Origin of the sequence: Actinacidiphila yanglinensis (genome assembly GCF_900107965.1) — a bacterium.
In the GTDB taxonomy this organism is placed as follows: domain Bacteria; phylum Actinomycetota; class Actinomycetes; order Streptomycetales; family Streptomycetaceae; genus Actinacidiphila; species Actinacidiphila yanglinensis.
In genome coordinates this window covers 17,047-41,370 of the sequence record NZ_FNVU01000009.1, presented here as the reverse complement: position 1 = coordinate 41,370, position 24,324 = coordinate 17,047, and the positions used below count along the sequence as shown (strand labels likewise).

The window sequence follows — 24,324 nt, the reverse complement described above, 5'->3', positions numbered from 1 at the left end:
CGCTCCGGCCACCGTTCACAGGGGGCGCAGGCACTTCCATATGCAGATCAGGCACAGCAGGCCGGTGTCGCGCGGCTCCGCGAAGGGGCGGGGGTCAGCACCGGGCAGCGGTGCGGCGGCGCCGGCCACGGGCGGTGCTGCGCGCTGGACGTCGAAGGACACCGACACCCCGGTCTTCTATGACGCTGGGTGATTCTCGTCAACGGCCAAATGAGAGGCCGCCGCCGCACCCGGGTCCTGTACGCCCCGGCGACCGGCACGGTCAGGGTGCCATCACATTCTTCGCCGTCCGCCGCGTTTCCCGTCGGTGCGGCGAGCAGGGTCCCCGCGCCGGCCGCCACGAGCGCCAGGCCGGGAATCAGGTGACGTCCGGCCGGTCGCGTCGTGCTGCTCCTCGGCGTTCCGGTCACTGAAGCACGGTCCGGTCGTAAGCACCGTGGTACACCTCCGGTCGCGTACACGTCAACCAAATGGTCCGATGAATCAACGCTTCAAGTTGAACCAATAGGTAACACAATCAAACTCTGCGCTCTTCCTTGACGACTCTTGTGAGCCGGGTCTAGCGTCCGACCGCCGATAGATCGGATGGATGCGGTGAGCGCCTGCAGGCAAGCACAGCGCGTGAACACGGGCGGATGAACGCAAGCCGGATGCTCGGGAGGCGGTATGGGCAGCAGAAGCGGTGTGTCCCGGCGTACGGTGCTGGGCGGACCTGTGGCCGGTGCGGCGGTGGGCACCGGCGTGGCGGACACGGCGGCGGCAGCGGCGCCGCCCGTGTCGGGATCGCCGGCCACGCCGGAGGCCGCGCGGTACAAGGTCGCCTCGGCGGCCCGCAGGGACGCCCCCGTCATGGCCACCACCGGTCCCTGGCTGGAGCCGACCCCGTGGCCCGCCTCCTGGTGGAACCTCAACGTCCAGCTCGAGTACTGGCTCATCCACGGCTCCAACCACCTCGAACTCGACGGCCTGACACGGTCGTTGAGCGAGTTCCGGGAGAACGTCAGAACGCAGACCGCGCCGGCCTACCGCTCCGACTCGCTGGTCATCGCCCGCTCCAACGACACCACGCTCAGCCACGGCGCGGACGCCGGGCCCGACGGCACCGGCGGCGGCATCCCCGGCCAGGACGCACCCACTCCCGAGGTCGGCAACCTCACCTGGGCGCTGCACAACGTATGGCTCTCCTACCGCCACACCATGGACGAGTCGATCCTGCGGGACGTCGTCTTCCCGCTGCTGCGCCAGTCGATCAACTACTACCTGCACTTCCTCGAGCCCGGCAGCGACGGCAGGCTGCACCTGCCGACGACCTTCTCGCCCGAGTACGGCGTCAACACCCCCGACACCAACTACGACCTGGCGCTGATCCGTTGGGGCTGCACCACGCTGCTGGAGTCCGCGCGGATCCTCGGCGTCGACGACCCGCTGGCGCCGCGCTGGCGCGACGTGCTGCTGCGGCTGGTGGCACCACCGACCGACACCAACGGGTTCATGTTGTACAGCGAGGCGGGGGCGCCCTGCGTGGTGCGCACCGACCTGGCCGGGCCCCTTGAGGTACGCGACGGCGCGGGCCGCGCGCTGCCCTACACCGACCTCGGGGGCGGCACCTTGCGTGTCGAACTGGACCGCGGCCAGGAGGCGTGGCTCTACCCCCGGGGCAGCCGTCCCTCCACCGGGTTGGCTCCCGTGGCAGCCAACGCGCCGGCCCACGCTGGGGCCTGCCCACCTCCTGACCGCGAGTTCCGTCCCGGTCCCTGGCCGGGCCGACCCGCCCGCCGGCGCCCCGCAACCCTCGCACCGATACCGATACCGACTCCGGGAGGACGTTGATCGTGTCCGGAAAACCGCTCCTGCCGTCCTTGGCGGCTCTCGCCCTGGCGCTCACCGGGCTGGCCGTCGCACCCACGGCGAATGCCTCGCCGCCGTCCCACGACGTGTACGTCTCGCCGTACGGCAACGACCACGCGCAGGGCGACGCCCGCCACCCCGTCCGCACCCTGGAACGCGCCCAGGACCTCGTCCGGGACAGCGACCGGAACCTCACCGCGGACCTCACCGTCCGTATTGCGAGCGGCACCTACCGGTTGTCGAAGCCGCTCACCCTCGACTCCCGGGACTCGGGCTCGAACGGCCACCGAGTGGTCTGGCAGGGCACCGGGGACACCGTGATCAGCGGCGGCAAGCAGGTCACCGGCTGGCACCAGGTCCCCGGCCACTCCGGCCTGTGGGCCGCCCCGGCGCCCCAAGGACTGTCCAACACACGCCAGTTGTACGTCGACGGGGTGCGCGCCGACCGTGCCGCGGGCGAGGTGCCCGTCACCCTCACCAAGACCGCGACCGGTTACACCGCAGCCGACGGCACCCTCGCCGGTTGGCCCGACATCGCCGGCGCCGAATTCGTCTACACCAGCGGTGAGTCGCTGTGGAACTTCGTACGCGACGGCCTCGGCCAGTGGACGCAGCCACGCTGCGACATCGCCTCCGCCTCCGGCACGTCCGTCACGATGGTCCAGCCCTGCTGGGACAACTCCACCAAGCGGGTGGAGTTCCCTGACATCCCGGGCCGCACCGTGAGCATGGTCGGCCCCGGCGCGCTGACCAACGGCGCCCACGTGACGTACATGGAGAACGCCAGGGAACTTCTGGACACCCCCGGCGAGTGGTATCTGGACCGCGCCTCGCACACCGTCTACTACATGCCCCGAAAGGGCGAGGACCTGCGCCGTGCCGACGTCGAGGCACCCGCGCTCGAGAAACTGGTGGACGGACTGGGCACGGCCGCCGCACCCCTGCACGACATCGCCTTCCGAGGGCTTCAGTTCTCCTATGCCACCTGGCTGACGCCCTCCTCCGACGAGGGCTTCTCCGAGATCCAGGCCGGCTACACCATCTCAGGGCCGACCGGTTACGCCACCGAGGGCCTGTGCGGCTTCAGTCCGGGCGGTGACTGCCCCTTCGGTGCGTGGACCAAGGAGCCCGGCAACGTCGCGATCGACCACGGCCGCGATCTCGACTTCAGTGACGACGCCTTCGTCCATCTCGGCGCCGCTGGACTGGAGTTGGGCGACGGCGCACAGAACGCCACCGTGCGCGGCAGTGTCTTCACCGACATCTCGGGCAACGGCGTGGAGGTCGGAGGCGTCGACAAGCCGCTGCCCACCGACGACGCCGACGTCACCCGCAACGTCCAGGTCACCGACAACCACCTCTACGACCTGCCAAGGGAGTTCAGCGGCGGCGTCCCCATCGTCAACGGCTACACGCAGCACGACCTGATCTCCCACAACCAGATCGACCACGTCGGCTACTCGGCGATCTCCATGGGCTGGGGCGGCTGGCCGGACAAGATCGGCTCGCCCGCCACCCCCAACGACAGCCACGACAACACCGTCAGCGACAACCTGATCACCGACTACATGCAGGGCCTCGACGACGGCGGCGGCATCTACACCCAGGGCCTGACCGGCACGTCGATGGCCGCCGGTGAGAAGGTCACCGGCAACGTCATCCACGGCCAGTTCGGCCTCGGCAAGAGCGTCTACACCGACAACGGCTGCACCTACGAGACGGTCTCGGGGAACGTGCTGTACGGGGCGTCGTACGCCAACGTCTTCAGCACCCACGTCGATTACCGCGACACCCTCCACAACAACGACCCGACGCTCATCTCCGGCAACTGGTGGGAGCAGGGCGACGCCAACGGCAGCAACAAGGGCGTGGTGACCCAGGACAACCACATCATCGCCTCCCCCTCCGACGCCCCCGCCGACGTGGTCGCGGCCGCGGGCCTGGAGCCGGTCTACCGCGGCATCCTCGGCCGGCGGTTCACCCCCGCCTCGGTACCGGTGGCGCCCAGCCGGGTCGCCACCGCGGCCGGCGAGGACGGCACGCTGATGGTCGCCTTCAACCCGACGTGGGTGGACGGCGGTTCACCGCTGCTGGGTTACCGGGCGACGGCCGTCGACCCCGCGGGCCGCACCGCCGCGACCACCTTCGTCTCCGCCGCCGACTTCACGTCCGCGGCCCTGGTGCGGCTCACCGGCCTCACCGACGGCGTCCCCTACAAGGTCACCGTGACGGCGGTCAACTCCCATGGAAGCAGCGCGCCTTCCCTGCCCTCAGCGCCGCTCGCCCCGAAAGCCGCCACCGTGCTGCCGCCGGCGCCGACCGGACTGAAGCTGAAGGCCCAGCCCACCGCGGCGACGATCAACTGGACGCCGCCGACCACCACCGGCGACTCGCCGGTCATCGGCTACCGGATCGTCGTCACCGACACCTCGGGCAGCCGTACGGTCGACGTCTCCGGGCGCGACGTCCTGGTCACCCAGCCCTCCGCGCACCCGATGTTCCGCGTGCTCGGCGGTCTGACTCCGGCAACCACGTACACCGTCACCGTCGCCACCGTCACCCCGGCCGGCACCGGTCCCTCCGCCACGGTCACCGGCACGACCCCGGCGGCGTAAGCCCTTGCCCGACCGCGCCCCGCCCACGGTGGGCGGGGCGCAATGGCACATGCCCGGATCCCCAAGAATCGACGGCAGGATGATTGACGCCCTTTACGTCGATATGAGGTGGATACGGGTCAAGTTCGTGGCATGACCGCGGTCTCGATGGTGAGAACTATTGACATACAGAGAATCGCACGGTGATATCTGCTCGTTCACGTTGGATCGTGTGTGAAATCGCGAAGGTTCAGCGGTGGTTCGTCCCTTGGCCGCCACCCGCGCGAGCCGGGGCCGAGACGCCCCTCCGGACGGAAACCCACCCCACCCTGGCCGCCATGCTGTCGGGGTGCGGTCATCAAGGAGACCCCATGAAGAGACCCGTGCGCGGCCTGCTGGCCGCGCTCGTCGGAGCCGTGCTGCTCACCACGGGCATCGCGGCGACCAACGCTCCGGCGGCCGTCGCCGAGGGCAACGGCGTCGGGGCCACCCCTGCGCTGGGCTGGAGCAGTTGGAGCGCCGTCCGGCACAACCCGACGGCCGAGAACATCGAGGCCACCGCGAAGGCCATGAAGGACAGCGGCCTGGCAAAGGCCGGCTACCTCTACGTCAACATCGACGACTTCTGGTACCACTGCCCCGGCAGCCAGGGCCCGGACGTCGACCAGTACGGCCGCTGGGTCACCGACGAGACCAAGTTCCCGCCGAAGGGCGACGAGAACGGCATCCAGGTCGTCGCCGACTACGTGCACTCCCTCGGTCTGAAGTTCGGCCTCTACGTCACCCCGGGTATCTCCAAGCAGGCCGTCGCGCAGAACACGGCCATCGAGGGAACGCCATACCACGCGGCCGACATCGCGACCACGGCGACGGAGAAGAACTACAACTGCAAGGGCATGGTGGGAATCGACTACACCAAGCCCGGCGCCCAGGACTTCGTGAACTCCTGGGCCGACCAGTTCGCCGGCTGGGGGGTGGACTACGTCAAGATCGACGGCGTCGGCACCCCGGACGTCCCCGACGTGCAGGCCTGGTCGGACGCCCTGAAGCAGACCGGGCGCCCGGTCCACCTGGAGTTGTCCAACAGCCTCGACATCAACAACGCCTCGACCTGGGCGAAGTTGTCCAACGGATGGCGCACGGGCGGCGACATCGAGTGCTACAGCTGCGAGTCCAACGGCAGCAGCTTCCCGCTGACGGCGTGGTCGTCGGTGTCCTCGCGCTTCAACCAGGTCGCCAACTGGGCGCCCTACGGCAGTCCCGGCGCGTTCAACGACTACGACTCGCTGGAGGTCGGCAACGGGTCGGACGACGGCCTGACACTCGATGAGCGCAAGACCCAGATGAGCCTGTGGTCGCTGGCCGCCTCGCCCCTCATCCTCGGCACCGACCTGACCAGGCTCGACCCGACCGACCTCGCGCTGCTCAAGAACCGCTCCGTCCTCGCGGTCGACCAGGACGCCATCGACGCGAAGCGGATCAGCAGCGACGCGAACACCCAGGTCTTTGCGAAGACCGAGCAGAACGGCGACGTGGTCGTCGGCCTGTTCAACACCTCGGCGAACGGGCAGACGGTCTCCTCCACCGCGGCCGCCCTCGGCCTTCCCGCGTCCGCGGACTACTCGCTCCAGGACCTGTGGAGCCACCGCACCACCGAGACCTCCACCGGCACGGTCGCGGCCACCGTCCCTTCACACGGCGTGGCGCTCCTGCGCATCAGGCCGCTGCACCACGCCGCGGCCCTGCTCACCGCGCCCAGCACCACCGTGACCCTGGCCGGCCTTGCCGGGGCGTCCGACGGCGGGCAGAACACCGTCACCGAGACGTTCACCAACAACGGTGCGCTCGCGGCGACCGATGTTCGGCTGACCCTCACCGCGCCCGCGGGCGTCACCGTCGAGGCGACCTCGCAGACCAGATTCGCCGCGGTGCGGTCCGGCGCCGGCGTGTCGGCCACGTTCACGGTGAACACACCGGCCAGCACCGGACTGTTCGCGGCCGAGACGGTCGACGCGAGCGCGGCGTACGACTGGCTCCTGGTCGTCCCCGCGAAGGACACCGCCAGCGGTGTCCTCACCGTCAACCAGCCGGTCACGGCGCCTGACAAGACGTTCGCCTCGACGACCGCGAGCTTCAGCCAGGAGGGCACCCGGCTGGGCGTAAGGGCCCAGGGGTCCGACGTCTACGGCAGCACCAACCAGTACGGCGCCATCTACCAGGCGGGCGCCGAGCACGACGGCTCGACGACCGTCGTGAAGATCGACTCGCAGACGAACACCAACGCGTGGGCCAAGGCGGGCATCATGGTCCGCAACGACATCACCGGAACCAACACCTCGCCCGGATTCCTGATCCTGGTCGAGGCCCCCGGCAAGGGCTACGTCATCCAGTGGGACGCCAACGGTGACGGGCAGCTGGACTCCAACAGCGCCCCGAACAACACCGGCATCGGCACCGCCGCCTATCCCAGCTGGCTGAAACTGGTCCGCACCGGCACCACCTACACCGGCTACTACTCCACCGACGACGCCACGTGGACCGAAGTGGCCGCCGTCAGCGTCCCGTCGGCCACGGCCACCCAGGACGTGGGGGTCTTCGCCACCGCGCACCAGTCGGGCGCCACCAGCGAGGTCGACTTCGACGGCTTCGCCACCAGCTGACGCTCCTGCTCTCCGCCACCGCCCGTGTGCCCTGCCGTCCACCGGCAGGGCACACGGGCGGCCGACGGGCCGGACACTCTGCCGTGGCGGCACCCGGAGCCCCCGGCGACCGAACTGGAGAGGAACCAGCGCAAGCCGATCACCGTCCTGCTCGCGCTGAGCACCTCCCACGGGCTGCGGATCAACTCCGGAACCTGGAACAAGCGCGGCTGGAAGCCGGCGCTCGTGAAGGCAGGGGTACTCCGTCAGGTGGGCAAGTACGCGGCTCCGCCCATCCTCCAGCGCATGGGACGTGCGACAGGTCCGATTGGACCGCGGGTCGACCGGTACCACTCAGATCCCTCGACGAGACGCTGGTTCATGCCCACTCACAACGGGACCATAGAGTCCAGATGCAACTCAATCAGAAGCGCTCGTCGCGGACGGTGGCGGAGTGCGCACAGTGGAGGACGAGCCCTGGATCACCTCGTCAAGCCGCCTGTTTTCGGAGGCATCTCTCACCAAGGGACAGCCGGAGACCTGGAGCGAACGCCGCTTGCCGATCGACGCCAGGGCATCATAGAGTGGACGAATTAGTCCAGCCGTGTCGATGGCCCGCCGGATCGATGGAGGAGTTGATCACCATGGATGGCCAGGAGCTGCAGAAGGTCGCCGGCCGGCGTGCCGCGGAACTGCCGGACGCCGAGTTCGAGCCTCGCGTCGACCCCGACTGGGAGGTCTACAAGGTGCACGGGAAGGTGTTCATGCTCATGACCAGCATGCCGGGGCATCCGGTCGTGATCCTGAAGGCAGATCCGGATGAGGCCGCCGTTCTCCGCGAGCAGCACCCACACATCACCCCTGGCTATCACATGGACAAGCGGCACTGGATCACGTTGGCGGGCGGCGGGAGCATCGACGAGAAGCTGGTGAAGGAACTCGTCATCGACTCCTACCGTCTCGTGGTCGGCGGTCTCCCCACGTCCCAGCAGCCCGTGGATCCGCGCACCTACGACCGCCGCTCCTGACTTTCGACATGGCCGGCGGCGAGGCTCTCGATATGTGCCAGAGCCATGTCGATGGACGTTGCCATCGGCGTGACATCGCGCGCCGTCTGGGCCAGCAGATACCCGCCCTGAAGGGCGCCCATGAGCCCGGTCGCAAGCTGGTCGACCGCCACCTCGGGCGGAAGCGCACCACCGTCTTGAAGCCTGCGCAACACGCCGGTCAGGAGTTTCTGCCATTCAGTGAAGAGCTCAGCCAGCGCCCGACGGGCGAGGTCGTCGTGATCCGAGACCTCGGAGGCCAGCGAGCCGAGCGCACAGCCGTAGGCACCGTGCCGTAGGGAGTTGTTCTGTACCAGCGCGTCCCGCCAGCGTCGCAACCCGGCGATCGTCGAGACATGACCGAGAGCGTCGCGCTCACGCTGGATGACGTGCTCTCCGAAATGTGCGACGACGGCCCGTACGAGCGCGTCCTTGCCCGCGAAGTGGTGGTACAGCTGCGACTTGCTCACCCCACTCGCCGCCAGCACGTCGTCGAGCGTTGTCGCCCCGACTCCCTTGACGTACATCAGCTCGGCTGCCGCGGTGACGATCCTTGCCCGCGTCTTCGCACCGCGCGTCGTCAAGCGCCTGCCGTCGGGAGCTTCAGTGGTCGTCATCACGGCTCCATGTGCGTCTTGACGGGCTGCATGCTCCCGCACCGTTGGTGGCTCCAGCCGGGCGAGTACTTTCGCGCGCCACCGCACCCACGCGGCGCCCTCTCATCCAATGCTCCAGCCAGTCGTTGCCATCCTCGTATGCTATCACACTGGTTGGACTACATAGTCCATTTCATGGCCCTTTGCACCGCCCGGCACGCGTGGAGACGACCCGCGACCTGTGCCTACTTCTGCAGGAAGGATTGCAGGAGTTCCGTCACTTCCTGGGGCTTCTCCTCCGTCACGAAGTGCCCGGAATTCTTCAGGAGCCGTCCCTGGACGTTCTCCGCGTAGTCACGCCATTGGCTTTCGACCATTTCACCGAAGGCGCCCTGGGCGCCGATCGCGAGGATGGGCATCTTCAGTTTTCCCTGAGCCCGGAATTCCTGATTCTGCCGGATGTTCGTACGGAGCTCGCGATATACGTTCATCCAAGCCGTCGTGCGGCCAGGCTCCTTCAGGTAGTGTGCGTAGAAATCATAGTCCGACGCCGTGAACGGAGACGGGTTTCCCGCCAGGTACGAATCCATCATTTCCTCGATGAAGACACGCTCGTGACCGGCGATGAGATGTTCCGCGAGCGGCAGCTGGAACATACCGAAGTGCCATGGCGCAGGTTTGCCCGGATCAGCGCTGAGAGCGGGGAAGCTGTAGACGCTCTCGTTCGGAAGGGGAGCTTCCATCACCGCCATGCGCCGCACCTCTGAGGGCCATTGCGCCGCGTAGCTGTAGGCCACCCACACACCGATGTCGTGGGCGACTATCTGGACGCCCTCGTTGAGCCCCAGTTGCTTGAGCAGCTGATGCACGTCCCCCGCCAACTGCGCAGCATGGTAGCCCTCCTCGGTGACCTGGGAGTTACCGGTACCACGCAGGTCGACGGCGATCACCGTGTGATCCCTGGAGAGTGGGCCCATCTGTTTCCGCCACTCGGCCCAGCAGTGGGGGAATCCGTGGATCAGCACCACGGGTGATCCCGAGCCTCCGCGCAGATAGTGCATACGAAAGCCGTGTACTTCCGCATACTCGGAGTGAAAACCGTCGGGCGGATTCGACTGGGGGTAGGACGACGGTGAACGCGCCCCCTCCGAGTCGGCCTCGCCGCCCTTGTCCTCCGATGTGGAGTGCGACGTAGATGTCGCGGATACCATGTGGCGAGCCGCCAGAGCCGCCATGAGCATGAAAATCCTGCTTCCATTGCCCGCTCGGATGCTCATTTCTCTCCCACCTGGAGTCAGTATCTTGACATGTGTCACCAGACGATTGCGCACGGTGAAGCAACCCATTCACCGACATCTTCAAGCGTAGCCTCCATTAACTGGGTGTCCTGTTCGACTTTTGAGCAAAGAAGTGGACGGCGCCGCTGACCTGCGACGACGGGGGGCGTCTCGGACGTAATCCAGGGAGGTTGCAGGGATGCGCGGCCGGCGTGATAGTGGCAGTGACGAAGGTGGGGCCGGCCATCCACCCCATCGAGACGATTTTCGTGTCGATGGGGCGAAGCACGGATGTGCCGCGAGGCGTCCCATCGACCCTCACTGCGCTCCCCCGCGCGCAGGCTCGCCGGCTTGTGCGACGCAGCGCCGGGCGCCCACCGCTTGCCATGCGCGACGACGTCGCTAGACTGGACTAAAACGTCCAGTTGTGACGCCGCTACGCCGCACAGGTCGTGGCTCGGTGCAGGGAGGTCCCAGATGAAGGCGATTGTGGTGACGGATCAGGCCGCGGGGACGGCGGGGATGACCCTGGCCGATCGTCCCGAGCCGGAGCCTGCGGGGAACGACGTCCTCGTTGAGGTTCACGCCTCGGGATTCACCCCAGGCGAGCTGTCGTGGCCGTCGAACTGGACCGATCGCCTCGGCCGTGACCGCACGCCGTCGGTCCCCGGGCACGAACTGGCCGGTGTGGTCAGCGCACTCGGTTACGGAACGACGGGACTGTCGGTGGGCCAGCGGGTGTTCGGCCTCACCGACTGGACGCGCGACGGCACCCTCGCGGAGTACGCGGCGGTCGAGGCGCGGAACCTCGCTCCGCTGCCGGGCGACGTCGACTTCACGGTCGGCGCGAGCTTGCCGATCTCGGGCCTGACCGCGTGGCAGGGACTGTTCGAGCACGGCCGCCTTCAGCCGGGCCAGAGCGTCCTCGTGCACGGTGCCGCCGGCGGCGTCGGATCGGCGGTGACCCAACTCGCGAGTGAGGCCGGTGCCTACGTCATCGGCACCGGACGCGCCGCCGACCGGCAGACCGCAACTGACTTCGGGGCGAAGGAGTTCGTCGATCTCGACAACGACCCGCTGGAGGACGTCGGCGAGGTCGACCTGGTCTTCGACGTGATCGGCGGCGACATCCAGAAGCGGTCCGCCCAGCTGGTTCGGGCAGGAGGAACCCTGGTGACGATCGCCGGCCCGCCCGAGGCACGCCCCGCGGGCGGACTGGCGATCGACTTCGTCGTGGTGTCCGATCGCGCCCAACTGGGCGAGGTCGTCCAGCGGGTGCGGGACGGACGCCTGCGGACGGTCATCGGCAACGTCGCGACCCTCGACGACGCCGTTACGGCGTTCAATCCGACCGAGCGGGTCAAGGGAAAGACGATCATCCGCGTTCGCCCCTGACAGCTGATCGCCTTTCCCCTGACCCCTCAGGGCGCCAGGAAAGCGAAGAACCCTCCCCGCCGTTTCGCGATGGGAGTGGACAACCACTGTTGCAGTGAGAGGTAGTCAGATGAAGGCGATTGTGGTGACGGACCGGGACGCCGGGACGGCAGGGATGACGCTCGCGGAACGGCCCGGGCCGGATACGGCGAGGCTCGCCAGTGAGGAAGGCGCGAACTACGGCGATGTCGTCGTCGAGGTTCACGCCTCGGGCTTCACCGGGAACGAGCTGGAGTGGCCCTCGACCTGGACAGATCGCCTCGGCCGTGACCGGACCCCTTCGATCCCCGGCCACGAGGTGGCCGGAGTGGTCACCTCCCTCAGCTACGGCTCCACGGGGCTGTCGGTGGGACAGCGAGTATTCGGCCTTACGGACTGGACCCGTGACGGCACCCTGGCGGAGTACGTCGTCGTCGAGGCGCGCAACCTCGCTCCGCTGCCGGGCGACGTCGACTTCACGGTCGGCGCGGGCATCGCGATGACAGGCCTGACCGCCTGGCAGGGGCTGTTCGAGCACGGCCGCCTTCAGCCGGGCCAGAGCGTCCTCGTGCACGGCGCGGCCGGCGCGGTCGGTTCGGCGGTGACCCAGCTCGCACGCGAGCGGGGTGCCTACGTCATCGGTACCGGACGCTCCGCCCAGCGTCCGGCGGCCCTCGAATTCGGCGCGCAGGAGTTCGTCGCCCTTGACGACGACACCCTTGAGGATGTCGGCAAGGTCGATCTGGTATTCGACGTCTTCGGCGGTGACATCGGGAAGCGATCCGCGGGTCTGGTCCGGTCCGGCGGAACGCTGGTGAGCGTCGCCGGCCCCCCGGAGGTACCGCCGGCGGACGGCGTGGTGGTCGACTTCGTTGTCGTGTCCGACCGCGCACAGCTGGGTGAGCTCGCACGACGGGTGCGGGACGGCCGGCTCCGGACGCACATCGGCCAGGTCGCGACCCTCGACGATGCTGTCGCCGCCTTCAACCCGACCGAGCGGATCAAGGGGAAGACGGTCATCCGCGTGCGCGCCTGAAAGGACTCCGAGGGGTTCAAGGCGCAAAGCACGCCTCGATCAGGGACATCACGCGGTCCGCGAGGCGGCCGGCTGATACAGGTAGCGGAATGAGACGAGAGCATGGAAGCAACACCCCCGGACGTTACGGTGCGCAAGGATGAGACGACCCACCTCTACGAGGCACTGATCGGTGACCAGGTCGTCGGGACGCTGGCTTACGAGACCACCGGCGGACGTTTCTCACTCACCCACTCGTACGTGGACCGGGACCAGCGGCATCGGGGCATCGCGTCGGCAATCACACGCTACGCACTGGAAGACCTGAGTCACGGCACATCCAAGATCGCCGTCCACTGCGGTTTTGTTGCCGACTACGTTGAAGCCCACCCCGAGTGGCATGCGGCCGTCGACATCAACCGCTCGGCGTTCATCGCCACTCGCACCACGCGGGACACGGCCGGCGGGCACTGACACCACTCGCGGCCCGCACATCATCATCGTCTTGTGATGGCGGCTACGTGTCCGGGAGGATCTGCTCGGTCCAGACGGCCTTGCCTTCTTCCGTGTAGCGGGTGCCCCAGTTGTCGGCGACCTGGCCGACGATGAACAGCCCGCGCCCACCCTCGTCGACGGTATGGGCGTGATGCATGCGCGGCGCCGTGTCGTTGCTGTCATGCACCTCACAGGTGAGCACGTGGTCGCGGATGACGCGCAGTCGTCGTGGAGCGCGTCCGTATCGGACGGCGTTCGTGACGAGTTCGCTGACGATCAGTTCAGTGGAGTCCACGGTTTCGGCCGGTTGGTTCCAGTCGGTGAGTCGACGGCGAACCAGGGCGCGGGCGGTGGCTGCGGCCTCAAGTGAGTCCTGGAGTGGCCAGTCGGCTGTGACGGAAGCGGGGAAGGGGTGGATGCGGGCGAGAAGAAGAAGCGCGTCGGTGTGGGTGGTGCTGGCCCTCAGACGGTAAAGGGCGTCGTCACACAGGCCTTGCAGTGACCGGTCGGCGCCGGCAAGGGTCTGCCGGAGTATTTCCAGCGAGTGTGGCCGGGCCTCCAGGAGTGCAGGGGTGTAGAAACCCAGGACGCTTCCGTCGGCGAGGTTCAGGGTTGTGGCACTGAAAGGCAGCCCTTCGTCGGCACCCAACGGAGCCCGCTTCGGAAGATCGGGGATTTCCACGCTGCCGTCGGGATGTGCGATCACCGGAGAGGGATGGCCGGCTCGGGCGATCGTGCAGCTGCAGGTGAAGGGGTCGTAGATCGCGTACAGGCAGCTGGCGGTGAGTGCTTCGCGACGCAGCGGGTCGCCTGGCGGGAGGGCAGTGCGCTCCGCGGCCAGCTGGTTCACGGTGTCGTTGACGCGCGCGAGCAGTTCGTCGGGCTCCTGATCGAGCGCTGACAGGGAGCGGATGACGGTGCGCAGTTGCCCCATGGCTGCGGCCGTGTGGATGGTCTGACCGCTGACTTCGCCCACGACCAGCGCGGTGCGGCCCCCGGACAGACCGAAGACGTCGAACCAGCCCCCGCCGCCGCTCTCACCGAATTCCTGTGCGTGGGCGGTCTCCACGGTGGTCTGCGAGGCAGGGCGCTGAGGCAGTAGATGCTGGTGGATCGTGGTGGCGACGGTGTGCTCACGCGTGAAACGGCGGGCATTGTCGATCGAGAGCGCGCCGTGGGAGGCCACCAGGAGGGCCAGGTCGACGTCATCCTCGTCGAAGCCAGCGCCCCTTTCGGTCCGGTAGAGGCTGACCAGGCCGAGCACCATCCCGCGAAGGCTCAGCGGGGCGACGATGAGGGAGTGCGCGCCTCCCGCGCGAATGGCCTCGGCGCGCGCTGGATCAGCCTCCAGCCAGGGAGTCTGCGGGCCCAAGGCAACCAGGCGTGGTCGCAGGTCGGTAAGGGACTGAGAGTAGGGGGTGGGTGCCGGGAGACTACGGACATCACCCACTGGATGTGCGCGGACGTCGTACTGTCTGCTGCCGGAGCAGGCAGCCGCGCGGCGGAGCGGCACCCCGCGAGCCGCTGATCCGAGAGGGGGTTCCTCGCCGCGGACGACGGAATCAACCACTTCGACGACGGCGACGTCGGCGAAGGACGGCACCAGTGAGTCCGCCAGATCCTCGCAGGTGGCCACGACGTCGAGGGTTTGTCCGACCCTGTCCCGGACTGCTTCCAGAATCCGTGTCCGGTCGCGCGCCGCGTGGACCGCGGTGACGTCGCGTACGATCACCGCCGCTCCCAGGACGGTCCCCTGCGGATCTTGCAACCGGAAGGCGGACAGCGAGAGCATGCACCTCCGTCCCGGTCTGGCCTTCGAGTGGGCGGCCTCCGGACGCTCCGGAGCCGGTGCGCCACTCTCGAGTACCTCGCGGAGCATCGCATCCACGCGGGACGGGCTGAAGAGGTCGTACACGTCCGTGATGCGATGCCCGAGCAACCGCTCGGCGGGCTCCGCACACAGGGTCTGGGCGGCGGTGTTCGTCTGGATGATCCTGAGGTCGGCATCGAGAATATGCAGGCCGGCGGGCGACCGGGCGAACAGGGCCTCCAGGAGCGCCGTCCCATCGGTGGGGGAACCCTCGCTGTCCGCTGCCCGATGGACTGCCCAGAGGACAGAGGAATCAGGCCGCACCACCGGTCGCACCCGCAGCTCGGTCGCCACGGGGTGGCCGTCTCGATGGCGCAGCGCCGGAGCGTCCTGCCCGGGGTCCGGGTCCGTGTCGGTCACGAGGACAGCGGCCGGGCGGCCCACTACCTCTTCCCCGCTCCGGCCCAGCAGTTCCTCGGCCGGACGGCTCCACTCGACGACGAGCCCCATCCCGTCCACCATCATCAGGAGATCATCGGAAGGCACGTGACCACCTCCACTTCCAGCGTGCCCCACCATCCCCGTTGATGCCGGTCGGGAATCATCTGGTGAGGTCGGGGCCGCGCGTTTCGTCTTCGCAGGGCCGGACCACGCCACTGCTTGAGCCGATTGATGCACCGTTCAACGGCGTTGCGCTGCTTGTACGCCTCTAGCGTCGAAGCCGGGCGGGCGGCCACCGGCGCGGCCTCGCCGCAGTCGGTGACCGTTTTGGTCGGCGGGCTGCGGGATCACGGCGCGGATACCTCGCCGCCGGCGATGCTCACGGATCGCAGGGGACGGGTACGCGCGGTCTGCCAGGACGGCTTTCGTACTCAGGCCGCCGCGGGAACGTCCGAGCGCGTCGTCATCGGGATCAGCCCGAAAACGGTGCCCCTTTTTCCTGGCTCGGGGGTGTGCTGGTGAGCCCGACAGACGGTGGAGTCCACCGACTCGGTCCAACCGATGTCGTCAGCACCGTCAGCCGCCGCCAAGAGCGCGGCAAGGATCCGTTCCCAGGTTCCGTCCACAGCCCACCTGAGCAGCCGCTTGTGAGCGGTCCGGAACGAGCCCAGCCCGTCCGGCAGATCCCGCCAGGGCGAGCCAGTGGACATCGCACCACTGATCACCCACCGGACGGACACACCTGATCAACCGACGAGCAGATCAAGGAGACACCGCCCTAGGCAAGGCGCGGCGCGCGGCGCGCGCGGGGGCTGCGACGCGGCGCCAAGCGCGAGGTGAGTTCGAGGATGCGGACCACCCGGTAGCGGTGCGGCCGCCACTGCAGGTAGAACGACTCGATCTCCTGGTCGGCCAGCGGATGACCGAGCAAGGCCATGCCGGTCACACGGGCGAGGTGGAAGTCGCCGAGCGGAAGCGCGTCGGCATCGCCGAGGGCACGGTGTCCGACCTGTGCGGCGGTCCACACACCGACACCGGGCATCGCCGACATCAGGTCATAGGCACGGGCGGGGTCCGCGGCGGCACGATCGAGCTTTGCCGCATGCCGCGCCGCGGTGATGGCGGTCCTCGATCGGTGCAGGTCGACCCCGGCTCGTCGCCATTCCCAACTCGGGATCCGGGCCCACGCCGCGGGTGAGGGTAGGACGCGCATCGCAGCGGGCGCCGGACCCGGCGGCTGGGTACCGTGGGCGCCCACGAGGCGGGTCCAGGCCGCCTGGGCGTCCAGGCCGACCACGCGCTGTTCGAGAATCGCGGGGACGAGGGCCTCGAAGGGGCGCCCGGTACGCGGCACGCGGAGGCCGGGCAGTTGTCTCCACGCCCGCTCCAGTACGAAATGTGCGGGCCGGAAGTCCTCGGGGTGGTCGTGCTCGCCGAGCTCGGTGCGGATGTTCCCGATGAGCGCGTCGGAGCCCGGCCCCCAGGCGTCGATGTCCAGGTCGTCCAGGCGGTGTTGCCGAATCCGGTAGGTGACCGGCCCTGACGAGGTCAGGGCCGTCCGCCACAGGGTTCCGTCGGGTTCCAGCCGGTGGGTGGGGTCATGGCGGCCGCGCTGAAGGCTCTTGAGCGTCAGCTTCGCGTCCACGGGAAATCTGGGCTGCCAGTGCAGCGAGCGGTCCGGCGGCATTTCCATGTGTCCCCTCCCTCCGGGTCGGCGAGCACACAGACCTCTCGATGACAGATGGGCTCCGAGTGAAGCCCTACCATTGAAGTGGACTACTTCGTCCAACCAATGTCAATCGAGCGCAGCCGTCACCGTCCCTCTCGGGCGTCCCAAAGCTGCGGCTCCCCATCGATTCCGCAGCTCGACGAGGCCGTCACCCAGGGCTTTGAAATGGATGTTTGCCCATCCGGGACCACGCGGATCCGCATGCACCCTGCCTGGCCAGGACAGGACCTGCGGCGGGCGCTTGGTGTCGCCAGTTTTGGACTGTATAGTCTCATTACGGTGTTCCGCTGCAAGGCGATCCGAAACGGGCACCGACGGAGTCCCGGTCACGATGCGAGCCACCAGGCGCGGCCGGACCGAGGCCAACGCGATCACGCCCGCGGCAGGGCTCCAGAGGACCAAGGGCCCGACCTGGGCCCCACAACCGGCCACTCCCCCAACGGAGGCAGATCCGCCGTGTCACGACTGAACACTCCGGCCCCGGAAGATGTCCCCGACGGAGCGACCCGGAACCTGGACAGGCTGGGCGCACAGCTCGGCTTCGTCCCGAACATGTTCAAGACCATCGCCTCGAACCCGGCTGTTCTCGACGCCGTCGTGAACCTGCAGAGCACCATGAGTCGCGTGCTGGACGCGAAGACGCGACACACCATCGCGCTCGCGGTCTCGGAAGCCAACGGCTGCGCCTACTGCCTGGCGATGCACACATACGTGTCCTCGGAACTCGGCGGCATGTCGAGCCGCGACATCGAACTGTCGCGCGCAGGCGGCTCGGTCGACCGCAAGCGCGCCGCAGCAGCCCGCTTCGCCCAGCAGGTGGTCGCCAGCCGCGGGCGAGTCGGCGACGAGGACCTCGCGGCTGTCCGCGGCGCCGGCTACACGGACCCGGAGATCTTGGCGCTCGTCACGGTCGCCGTGCAGGCCCTGCTCACGAACTTCCTCAACAACGTCAACCAGACCGACATGGACATCCCCGACGTCGGGTCCCCCGGTGAGCCCGGTTGAGCGCCGAACCCCCGTCGAGGAGACGGACACAGCCGGTCGACTCCGCCCTGCTCCGGAACGATCACCAGGAAAGGTGCGACATGCCAGGCTCCGAGCTCTACGAGAAGTTCATGACGCTGCACACTCGCGAGGGTGGCTTCGTCATGCCGAACGCGTGGGACGGCCTCTCGGCATTGGTTCTGGCCGATGCCGGCTTCGAGGCGATCGGAACGTCGTCAGCTGCACTGGCCGCGACGCTGGGCCGCCTCGACGGACGCCACCACATCACCCGCGAGGAGCACCTCGAACACGCGCGGCTGCTCGGCCGCGTCGCCGGGCTCCCGGTCAACGGAGACTTCGAGGACGGGTACGGCCGCACGTCCGAGGACGTCGCCACGACCGTGGAAGCCGCCGTCGCATACGGCCTGGCGGGGATCGGGATCGAGGACACCTCGGGTCATCCCCATCAGCCGATCCGCGACTTCGACGAAGCAGTCAGGCGCGTACACAGCGCCGCCGACGCCGCCAAGGGACGCATCGTCGTCACCGGACGCACCGACAACTTCCTTCAGGGTCGGCCCGACCTCGAAGACACCATCCGCCGCCTGACGGCCTTCGCGGAGGCGGGCGCCGACGTGCTGTACGCGCCGCTCCTGCCGGACCTGGGTGCACTCGTGGCGGTCGTCACCGCGGTCGCCCCGAAACCGGTCAATGTCCTCATCTCGCCATCGGACCACGTCCTGACCGTCCCTGAGCTGCAGAAGGCCGGGGTCAAGCGCATCAGCCTGGGGCCGGCGCTCTACACCCACGCGGCGCAAGCACTCGAGAACGCCTCCCGAGCTCTCGTCGCAGGCGATCTCGCCTCCGCGACCACAGGCATGGGCTTCGACCGCATCAACGAACTGCTCAGCCGCACAACGAACCAGTGACCCCCACGATTCACCCGCTCCCCGTACGGAACGCACGAACAGGACAGATCGAAATGAATCTCGACAAGCTCATGAGCAAGCACCTCACCCGGTACTTCGACGGAGGGAGGACCATCCCGGAGGAGAAGCTCCAACAGCTGCTGGCGTTCCTCCGCTCGACGCCGTCGTCGACGAACATCCAGGCCAACCACTTCTATGTCCTCGCCACGCCCGAAGGCAAGCAGCGGCTCGCGGACAACCTGGGCGAACGGTTCCAGGACAACAGCGAGAAGATCCTCAACGCCTCACACACCGTCATCCTCACCACCAGGGCGGATCTTCCCGGGAGCCACCTCGACGCGGTGTTCGCCAAGGAAAGGGCCGACGGCCGGTTCCCCGACCCGGCCAAGCACGAGCTGTGGGAATCGATGACCCGCGACTTCCTCAACCTGCGGAACTACCAGTACAAGGACGTCTACCACTGGATGGAGAAGCAGACCTACCTGGCCCTGGGTCTGACCATGATGGCGGCCGCCGAACTCGGTATCGAGGCCATGCCGCTCGAAGGGTTCGACCCGACCAGCGTCGACCGGGCCTTCAAGATCCGCGAGACCGGCCACACCACGACCGTGCTCATGGCCCTCGGTTACCCCGACCCCGCGAAGGTGTACGCCAGCCCGGTCTCACGGTTCGATTCCGACCAGCTCTTCACCTTCCTGTAGACGAGGCCGAACATCGGCTGTTGGTTCCGGCAGTTCCGCGGTCGGGGGTCTCTTGGAGTTTCCCGCCAGGAGTCACCTCGATGCGGGTGCCGAGGGAGCGCTCGCCCGTCGCGCCGTTTCCGGCGCGAGCTTCGGGCGGCGCTTCGTATGGCTGTGAGGTGTTCGCGGGAGAAGACCCTTGACTGCGGGGAGAGGGTCTCAGCCATTGGTCCCGGCAAGCGCCGCCTCGGCGGCAGCACGATCGGAATACCCCGGGTGTCGAGCGTCGACCAGATCCGCATAGCCGGTCGTTCGGGAGAGATAACCCACCACGAAGGGACAGATCGCGGTGATCGTGCCCCCGCGCGTGCGGATCTCGTCGAGCACCCGCCGCACCAGTACGTCCCCCACGCCCTGGTGCTGGTGACTCGACTCGACCTCAGTGTGCCGCAGTGCGTACCGGTTGGGCCTCAGGTGGGTGTAGTAGAGCCACCCGATGAGGTCCCCGTCGCGGTAGAGCTCGAACCGGCCGTGATCGATGTTGTCGGTCAGCTGCTCAGCCACCCGGATCTGTTCGTCGTAGCTCATCGGCTCACGCTCCAACGTGTCGTTGCACCGTCCTGCTCAACAGCCCCGAATTTGGACCATCAAGTCCATCATGTCATCTCACTACAGCCAAGTGTGCCATGTCTTGGACTATAAGGTCCACTACAGTCTCCGCCACCACAGAAGGACCCAGGATCACCCCCGCGCGGTTGCCGCCGGGCAGTTTGCGCACACGCGCTGTGACGCTTTGGCGCAGCTCCCCCTCGGCGCAGCCCGGGGCGTGATGCCGGCACGGCATCACGATTCAACTTCACTGACCAATCCGGCACATTTTTCGGACAGCGGCGCCCAGCGGAGGGGAGTGATATGCGGTGGCGGTGCCTTCCAGCCACGCGTCGAGGTCGGGAGCTTCATTGCGGACACCCCCGAGCCGCCACACGGAGATCAGAAATAGACCCCCGGCGAGAATCAAGATCAATACGATCACTACTGCGATCTCAAATCCATGCTCGAAAGTCGACCGGGTGATCGCCAGATGCAGCACAACCGGACCGATCAAGAACGTGCCCTCGGCGCGGAGTAGCTCGACCAGGGCCAAAGCTGGGCCGAGTTGGGCTGCCGAGACCGCCAAGCCGGCCAGGAAGAGTCCGGGCACCACGCCTGCACCAGCGCCGTAACCCAGAAAGACGGAAACGATCGGAACGATTACCGAGCCATTTGTGGCGGACAGGAAAAGGAGGATGATGCCGCCGACCAGGAGACTGGCGAGACCCGATAGAGCAAGATAAGGAGTCCAGCGTGTAGGCAGGGACCGGCGGAACAGCAGAGCAGCCACCGCGACACCCAGAACCGCCGGAGTAAAAAGCGCACCAGTCCGCACGGGAGAATATCCGGATACCTGGAGGAGATGGACCTCCGTCAACTCCAGGAGAGTGGTGAAGGCGGCACCACCGAGCATCGATGTCGCGGTCCCCGTGACCGGCAAGGTGTTACTGAACGTGCGTACCGGCACGAGCGGGTTGGCTCTCCTGTATTGAGCCACGACGAGCAGAACCAACAGGAGAAGCCCGACTACGACTGGCACAATAAATTGTGGATCCGCAAAGGATCCCCGATCCAACCAGGAGACGCCGAAGAAGGGCAGGGCCGTGGCTCCGAATGCCAGCGGAATGGCCGACCAGTCAAACCGCGCCCCCTGCGCAGTCGGCTCATTGGATTCGAATGTCAGAGTGCCGATGATCAGGCCGACCCCTGCCAGAACGGCAATGCCACCGTACAGCGGACGCCAGCCACCGAGACTGCCGACCGTGCCGCCGACCAAGGGCCCGATGGCCCCCACGCCGAGCACGCCGACGGTGGCGATGGCACCCGTCGTAGGGAAACGTTCCGGTCCATGCCCTGAGAGCAGCGGAGGAAAGGCCGCGATCAGAAGAATTCCCGTAAAGAGCCCTTGCATGATGACACCCGCCGAGAACAAGCCGATCTCTCGTGCACTGAGCACGAGGATCGAACTCACTACGAATCCGACCTCGGACATCACATACACGCGTCGCGCCGAGAAACGCTGAAGGAGATCCGCGGTGACGATGGTCCCGAATGCATAGGCTGCATTCGATAGAATGTTCGTCAATTGCAGACCAAAAGGAGTCGCATGGAGGTCGTGAACAAGTTGAGGCGTCATCAACGAGAGAGCGGTGGTGACAATCAGAAACGGGCTCAGGGCCAGGAGCGCGAGGGCGGCCGCGGGCGGATATTTTCCCGCAAGTGGAATTCGCCCCAAGGAGGAGGCCATCGTGTGGAATTTCGGCCGCATAGTCGCCTCCTGGTTGCACCGCAAATCCCCTGTTCCGGCTCCGCCTCTGCGGCAACTCTAGGGCGTAGGCGAACGTTCGATCGGTTGACACGCTCTCGGGTGTTCGAAGGAACATTTCGACGCGACTCCCGGCGCCGAACTCAGTACGGGCGCCCACATGATCCCGGCTTCGGAAAGGAAGCCACCGCAGCCTGGCGCCGGCACGCCGATCACCGAATCGCATCATCCAGCAGCAGGTGGAACGAGATCGCGATTGCGGAATTCTCCCCACCGACGGCCTCCTGTCGGCCGGCGTCCGGTCCTGCACACTGGCGCATGTCGCTGCCGGTGGACGCCGCATGCTGGGCAGCAGATACTGATGAGGGACGACGAGGTCGCATCGCTCGACGATGGGTAGTGAGCGCGAATGGACGCCTCGGACGAGCTTCTCCAGATGGATGCGCCTTCGGCTCTTCTGGCCCCGGACGGAGTTGTCCGCAGCCTCAACGCGGCGATGGCCAGGACGCTCGGCAGGTCGGTGGAGCAGTGCGTTGCTCGTGGCTTCGGTGACCTGCTTCCCGCCGGCCAACTGACTGCGGCCGAGAGTCTGGTGGCCCACGCCGCGGCGACGAAGTCGGTTGCGATGAGGGTGCTGGAGTTCCCCGGGCCCGGTGCGGCATCGGTCATCTGCCTTGTCCAGGCGCGATCGGTCAACGACCCCGCGGGTGGCGGGCGTCTGGTGTGGGTGCACTCGCTGGATGCGGGAAATGACCGGGGCGGCCTGCTCATCCCGTTCCGTCTGGCGGCCAAGGCCGCCAACCTCGGTCTGTGCACGTATTCACCCCAGGCGCGCGAGCTGGAATGGCTGGGTGACGCCCCCGCCTTGGAGGCACTGTTCCCGCAGGCCTCCATGTCGATGGCCGAGGTGGTTCGACGAGTCCACCCCGATGACCGCGGAGCCCTACGGCGGCTGATGCGTGCGACGGCCTCCACAGCCCGGTCCCCCTGGACCAGGCTGCGATTTTCCACCGAGCGCGATGGCTGGCACCACCTGGTCTGCCGGGCCCGTCGGATCATCTTGGGCTATGGCGGCCCGGAGCGGGTTTTCGGCGCGATCCGCGACGACACCGCGGGAGAAGCCCGCCGACGCAGAGCGCTGGTCGCGCTCAGCGCGGAACGTCAGCGCGCTGACGAGATCGCGGCGTTCTCGTCCGCCATGATGACCGCGGTCACCGAGCAAGAAGTACAGCAGGTCGTCCTGACCCGGCTCGCCCCGACCTTCGGTGGTACCGGTGCCGCACTCGCGCTCGTCGCCGACGGTCGCCTGCGCGTCTCCTCCGATGCCGGCATCCCGATCCCGGTCGCCGCCGTGCACGACCTGCCACTGGACGCCTCCAGCGCGCTGCCCTATGTGATCCGCACCGGCGAACCGCAGTTCATCTCCAGCCAGGAGGACTACCTCCGCCGCTGGCCACGCGGGGTCATGCTGCCCTACTTGGACCAGCTCGACTCCGGCTTCGCCATTTCGATAGCCTCCCTCAGCCCGATCGGCGATCAGCCGCTCGGAGCCTGGTTGGTGACCTACAACGGCGAACACCGGTCGTCCCCCGATGAGCAGGCCCTCATGGATACTCTCGCCGATCTTGCCGGGCAGGCACTGAAACGCGTCAGCCTGCATGAGGCACGCATCGAACTGGCCGCGGTGCTCCAGCAGAACATGCTCCCCACACTCCCGGAACGCCTACCGGGCCTGGAGGTCGCCGCCCGCTACCGACCGAGCCGCGACGGACTCGACATCGGCGGGGACTGGTACGACGCCTTCGTCACGGCCGATGGAGCCATCGTCCTGGAGATCGGCGACGCCCAAGGCCACGATGTGGACGCCGCAGCAGCGATGGGACAGGTGCGCGCCTCCATGCGCGCGATCGCCGCCCATGAACCGGATCCCGCAACCGTGCTGACACGCACCAACGAACTGCTCGTCTCGATGGACGCAGCACGGTTCGCCAGCTGCACCATGCTGCGTATCGACCCGGGCGACGGACGGGTCACGGGTGCCAGTGCCGGCCACGTGCCACTGCTGTGCGCACACGGCGACGGCAGCCACGACATCCGCGAGCTGCCCGGCGGCCCGGTGCTCGGGGTCCTCCCCGACGCCGAGTACTCCGAAGAGACCTTCAGGCTGGACAAGGACACCGCGCTGATCATGGTCACCGACGGCGTGGTCGAAGGACCGGCGCTGACACTGGACGCCGGACTGGAGCGCGCGGGAATGCTGGCCGCCCACGCGGTCCACGACGGGCTGAGTGCCGAGGCGACCGCCGACCGCGTCCTCGACGCGGCGGCCGCGGTGAACCACCTCGACGACGTCGCCATGCTGATCATCAGACGCACATGACGGCGGCGGCTTCCTCCCCGCCTTCACGCCTCCCTCGCAAGCCTCTTTGCCGCTGCGGGCGCCACACGTGGAATCGAACGGACAATCGAACT

General features: G+C 67.6%; 17 protein-coding genes and 2 pseudogenes. 11 read left to right on the top strand and 8 right to left on the bottom strand.

Annotated elements, in window-relative coordinates; translation table 11 throughout:
* Nucleotides 1–15 precede the first annotated feature (15 nt).
* Nucleotides 16–168, bottom strand: coding sequence for a hypothetical protein (locus tag C4U44_RS41595; RefSeq protein ID WP_160145080.1), 153 nt, complete (start codon nucleotides 166–168; stop codon nucleotides 16–18).
* A gap of 642 nt (nucleotides 169–810) precedes the next feature.
* On the opposite strand from C4U44_RS41595, the pseudogene C4U44_RS21280 reads away from it, so the two are divergent.
* From C4U44_RS21280 to C4U44_RS21265, 4 genes and pseudogenes are all read left to right on the top strand, one after another.
* Nucleotides 811–1,497 (top strand): annotated as a pseudogene (locus tag C4U44_RS21280) (glycosyl hydrolase family 95 catalytic domain-containing protein); the annotation flags it as partial.
* A gap of 335 nt (nucleotides 1,498–1,832) precedes the next feature.
* Nucleotides 1,833–4,463, top strand: a complete 2,631-nt coding sequence (locus C4U44_RS21275) for a right-handed parallel beta-helix repeat-containing protein (RefSeq protein ID WP_235032240.1) — start codon at nucleotides 1,833–1,835, stop codon at nucleotides 4,461–4,463.
* Nucleotides 4,464–4,813: 350 nt separating this feature from the next.
* Nucleotides 4,814–7,102: an NEW3 domain-containing protein gene (locus C4U44_RS21270; RefSeq protein ID WP_103887515.1), complete on the top strand. Its 2,289-nt coding sequence runs from the start codon at nucleotides 4,814–4,816 to the stop codon at nucleotides 7,100–7,102.
* Nucleotides 7,103–7,725: 623 nt separating this feature from the next.
* Nucleotides 7,726–8,109 (top strand): MmcQ/YjbR family DNA-binding protein, encoded by a 384-nt coding sequence (locus C4U44_RS21265; protein ID WP_103887781.1) that lies wholly within the window; start codon nucleotides 7,726–7,728, stop codon nucleotides 8,107–8,109.
* On the opposite strand, the gene C4U44_RS21260 is transcribed toward C4U44_RS21265, so the two are convergent.
* Nucleotides 8,091–8,744, bottom strand: a complete 654-nt coding sequence (locus C4U44_RS21260) for a TetR/AcrR family transcriptional regulator (protein WP_103887513.1) — start codon at nucleotides 8,742–8,744, stop codon at nucleotides 8,091–8,093. The genes C4U44_RS21265 and C4U44_RS21260 overlap by 19 nt on opposite strands.
* A 224-nt stretch (nucleotides 8,745–8,968) precedes the next feature.
* Complete coding sequence (locus tag C4U44_RS21255; RefSeq protein ID WP_103887511.1) at nucleotides 8,969–10,000, bottom strand: alpha/beta fold hydrolase; 1,032 nt, start codon at nucleotides 9,998–10,000, stop codon at nucleotides 8,969–8,971.
* A 477-nt stretch (nucleotides 10,001–10,477) separates the two neighbouring features.
* On the opposite strand from C4U44_RS21255, the gene C4U44_RS21250 reads away from it, so the two are divergent.
* The 3 genes from C4U44_RS21250 to C4U44_RS21240 all read left to right on the top strand — a co-directional run bounded on the left by C4U44_RS21250 (nucleotide 10,478) and on the right by C4U44_RS21240 (nucleotide 12,902).
* On the top strand, nucleotides 10,478–11,395 hold the full coding sequence (locus tag C4U44_RS21250; protein ID WP_103887509.1) for an NADP-dependent oxidoreductase: 918 nt from the start codon (nucleotides 10,478–10,480) through the stop codon (nucleotides 11,393–11,395).
* 109 nt (nucleotides 11,396–11,504) lie between these two features.
* Entirely contained in the window at nucleotides 11,505–12,449 is a 945-nt protein-coding gene (locus C4U44_RS21245; protein ID WP_103887508.1) for an NADP-dependent oxidoreductase, read from the top strand.
* A 102-nt stretch (nucleotides 12,450–12,551) separates the two neighbouring features.
* The gene (locus C4U44_RS21240; protein WP_103887506.1) at nucleotides 12,552–12,902 is read left to right on the top strand and encodes a GNAT family N-acetyltransferase; all 351 of its coding nucleotides are present in this window, start codon (nucleotides 12,552–12,554) and stop codon (nucleotides 12,900–12,902) included.
* Between the two features lie 43 nt (nucleotides 12,903–12,945).
* On the opposite strand, the gene C4U44_RS21235 is transcribed toward C4U44_RS21240, so the two are convergent.
* From C4U44_RS21235 to C4U44_RS21225, 3 genes and pseudogenes are all read right to left on the bottom strand, one after another.
* The gene (locus C4U44_RS21235; RefSeq protein ID WP_160145079.1) at nucleotides 12,946–15,279 is read right to left on the bottom strand and encodes a SpoIIE family protein phosphatase; all 2,334 of its coding nucleotides are present in this window, start codon (nucleotides 15,277–15,279) and stop codon (nucleotides 12,946–12,948) included.
* A gap of 89 nt (nucleotides 15,280–15,368) precedes the next feature.
* Nucleotides 15,369–15,878: pseudogene (locus tag C4U44_RS21230) on the bottom strand (transposase); the annotation flags it as partial.
* 74 nt (nucleotides 15,879–15,952) lie between these two features.
* Complete coding sequence (locus C4U44_RS21225; protein ID WP_103887503.1) at nucleotides 15,953–16,867, bottom strand: DNA-3-methyladenine glycosylase family protein; 915 nt, start codon at nucleotides 16,865–16,867, stop codon at nucleotides 15,953–15,955.
* 588 nt (nucleotides 16,868–17,455) lie between these two features.
* Here C4U44_RS21225 and C4U44_RS21220 point away from each other — a divergent pair.
* The 3 genes from C4U44_RS21220 to C4U44_RS21210 all read left to right on the top strand — a co-directional run bounded on the left by C4U44_RS21220 (nucleotide 17,456) and on the right by C4U44_RS21210 (nucleotide 19,517).
* The gene (locus C4U44_RS21220) at nucleotides 17,456–17,908 is read left to right on the top strand and encodes a carboxymuconolactone decarboxylase family protein (RefSeq protein ID WP_235032239.1); all 453 of its coding nucleotides are present in this window, start codon (nucleotides 17,456–17,458) and stop codon (nucleotides 17,906–17,908) included.
* Nucleotides 17,909–17,988: 80 nt separating this feature from the next.
* Nucleotides 17,989–18,816: an isocitrate lyase/PEP mutase family protein gene (locus C4U44_RS21215; protein ID WP_103887500.1), complete on the top strand. Its 828-nt coding sequence runs from the start codon at nucleotides 17,989–17,991 to the stop codon at nucleotides 18,814–18,816.
* 53 nt (nucleotides 18,817–18,869) lie between these two features.
* Nucleotides 18,870–19,517, top strand: a complete 648-nt coding sequence (locus C4U44_RS21210; RefSeq protein WP_103887499.1) for a nitroreductase family protein — start codon at nucleotides 18,870–18,872, stop codon at nucleotides 19,515–19,517.
* Between the two features lie 198 nt (nucleotides 19,518–19,715).
* Here the strand turns inward: C4U44_RS21210 and C4U44_RS21205 are convergent, their stop codons facing one another.
* Together C4U44_RS21205 and C4U44_RS21200 are read right to left on the bottom strand one after the other, a co-directional pair.
* Nucleotides 19,716–20,084 carry a GNAT family N-acetyltransferase gene (locus C4U44_RS21205; RefSeq protein ID WP_103887497.1) on the bottom strand — a complete coding sequence of 123 codons (369 nt, stop codon included), beginning with the start codon at nucleotides 20,082–20,084 and terminating at the stop codon, nucleotides 19,716–19,718.
* A 268-nt stretch (nucleotides 20,085–20,352) separates the two neighbouring features.
* Nucleotides 20,353–21,855: an MFS transporter gene (locus C4U44_RS21200; protein WP_103887496.1), complete on the bottom strand. Its 1,503-nt coding sequence runs from the start codon at nucleotides 21,853–21,855 to the stop codon at nucleotides 20,353–20,355.
* A gap of 406 nt (nucleotides 21,856–22,261) precedes the next feature.
* On the opposite strand from C4U44_RS21200, the gene C4U44_RS21195 reads away from it, so the two are divergent.
* Complete coding sequence (locus C4U44_RS21195; protein ID WP_103887494.1) at nucleotides 22,262–24,232, top strand: SpoIIE family protein phosphatase; 1,971 nt, start codon at nucleotides 22,262–22,264, stop codon at nucleotides 24,230–24,232.
* Nucleotides 24,233–24,324 lie beyond the last annotated feature (92 nt).

What these genes read in the sequence shown, in the direction of transcription:
- C4U44_RS21270 (WP_103887515.1), top strand. Translation starts at nt 4,814, where the DNA reads ATGAAGAGACCCGTGCGCGGCCTGCTGGCCGCGCTCGTCGGAGCCGTG.
- C4U44_RS21200 (WP_103887496.1), bottom strand. Translation starts at nt 21,855, where the DNA reads ATGCGGCCGAAATTCCACACGATGGCCTCCTCCTTGGGGCGAATTCCA.
- C4U44_RS21225 (WP_103887503.1), bottom strand. Translation starts at nt 16,867, where the DNA reads ATGGAAATGCCGCCGGACCGCTCGCTGCACTGGCAGCCCAGATTTCCC.
- C4U44_RS21240 (WP_103887506.1), top strand. Translation starts at nt 12,552, where the DNA reads ATGGAAGCAACACCCCCGGACGTTACGGTGCGCAAGGATGAGACGACC.
- C4U44_RS21210 (WP_103887499.1), top strand. Translation starts at nt 18,870, where the DNA reads ATGAATCTCGACAAGCTCATGAGCAAGCACCTCACCCGGTACTTCGAC.
- C4U44_RS21255 (WP_103887511.1), bottom strand. Translation starts at nt 10,000, where the DNA reads ATGAGCATCCGAGCGGGCAATGGAAGCAGGATTTTCATGCTCATGGCG.
- C4U44_RS21245 (WP_103887508.1), top strand. Translation starts at nt 11,505, where the DNA reads ATGAAGGCGATTGTGGTGACGGACCGGGACGCCGGGACGGCAGGGATG.
- C4U44_RS21260 (WP_103887513.1), bottom strand. Translation starts at nt 8,744, where the DNA reads ATGACGACCACTGAAGCTCCCGACGGCAGGCGCTTGACGACGCGCGGT.
- C4U44_RS21250 (WP_103887509.1), top strand. Translation starts at nt 10,478, where the DNA reads ATGAAGGCGATTGTGGTGACGGATCAGGCCGCGGGGACGGCGGGGATG.
- C4U44_RS21205 (WP_103887497.1), bottom strand. Translation starts at nt 20,084, where the DNA reads ATGAGCTACGACGAACAGATCCGGGTGGCTGAGCAGCTGACCGACAAC.
- C4U44_RS21215 (WP_103887500.1), top strand. Translation starts at nt 17,989, where the DNA reads ATGCCAGGCTCCGAGCTCTACGAGAAGTTCATGACGCTGCACACTCGC.
- C4U44_RS21220 (WP_235032239.1), top strand. Translation starts at nt 17,456, where the DNA reads ATGTTCAAGACCATCGCCTCGAACCCGGCTGTTCTCGACGCCGTCGTG.
- C4U44_RS21195 (WP_103887494.1), top strand. Translation starts at nt 22,262, where the DNA reads ATGGACGCCTCGGACGAGCTTCTCCAGATGGATGCGCCTTCGGCTCTT.
- C4U44_RS21265 (WP_103887781.1), top strand. Translation starts at nt 7,726, where the DNA reads ATGGATGGCCAGGAGCTGCAGAAGGTCGCCGGCCGGCGTGCCGCGGAA.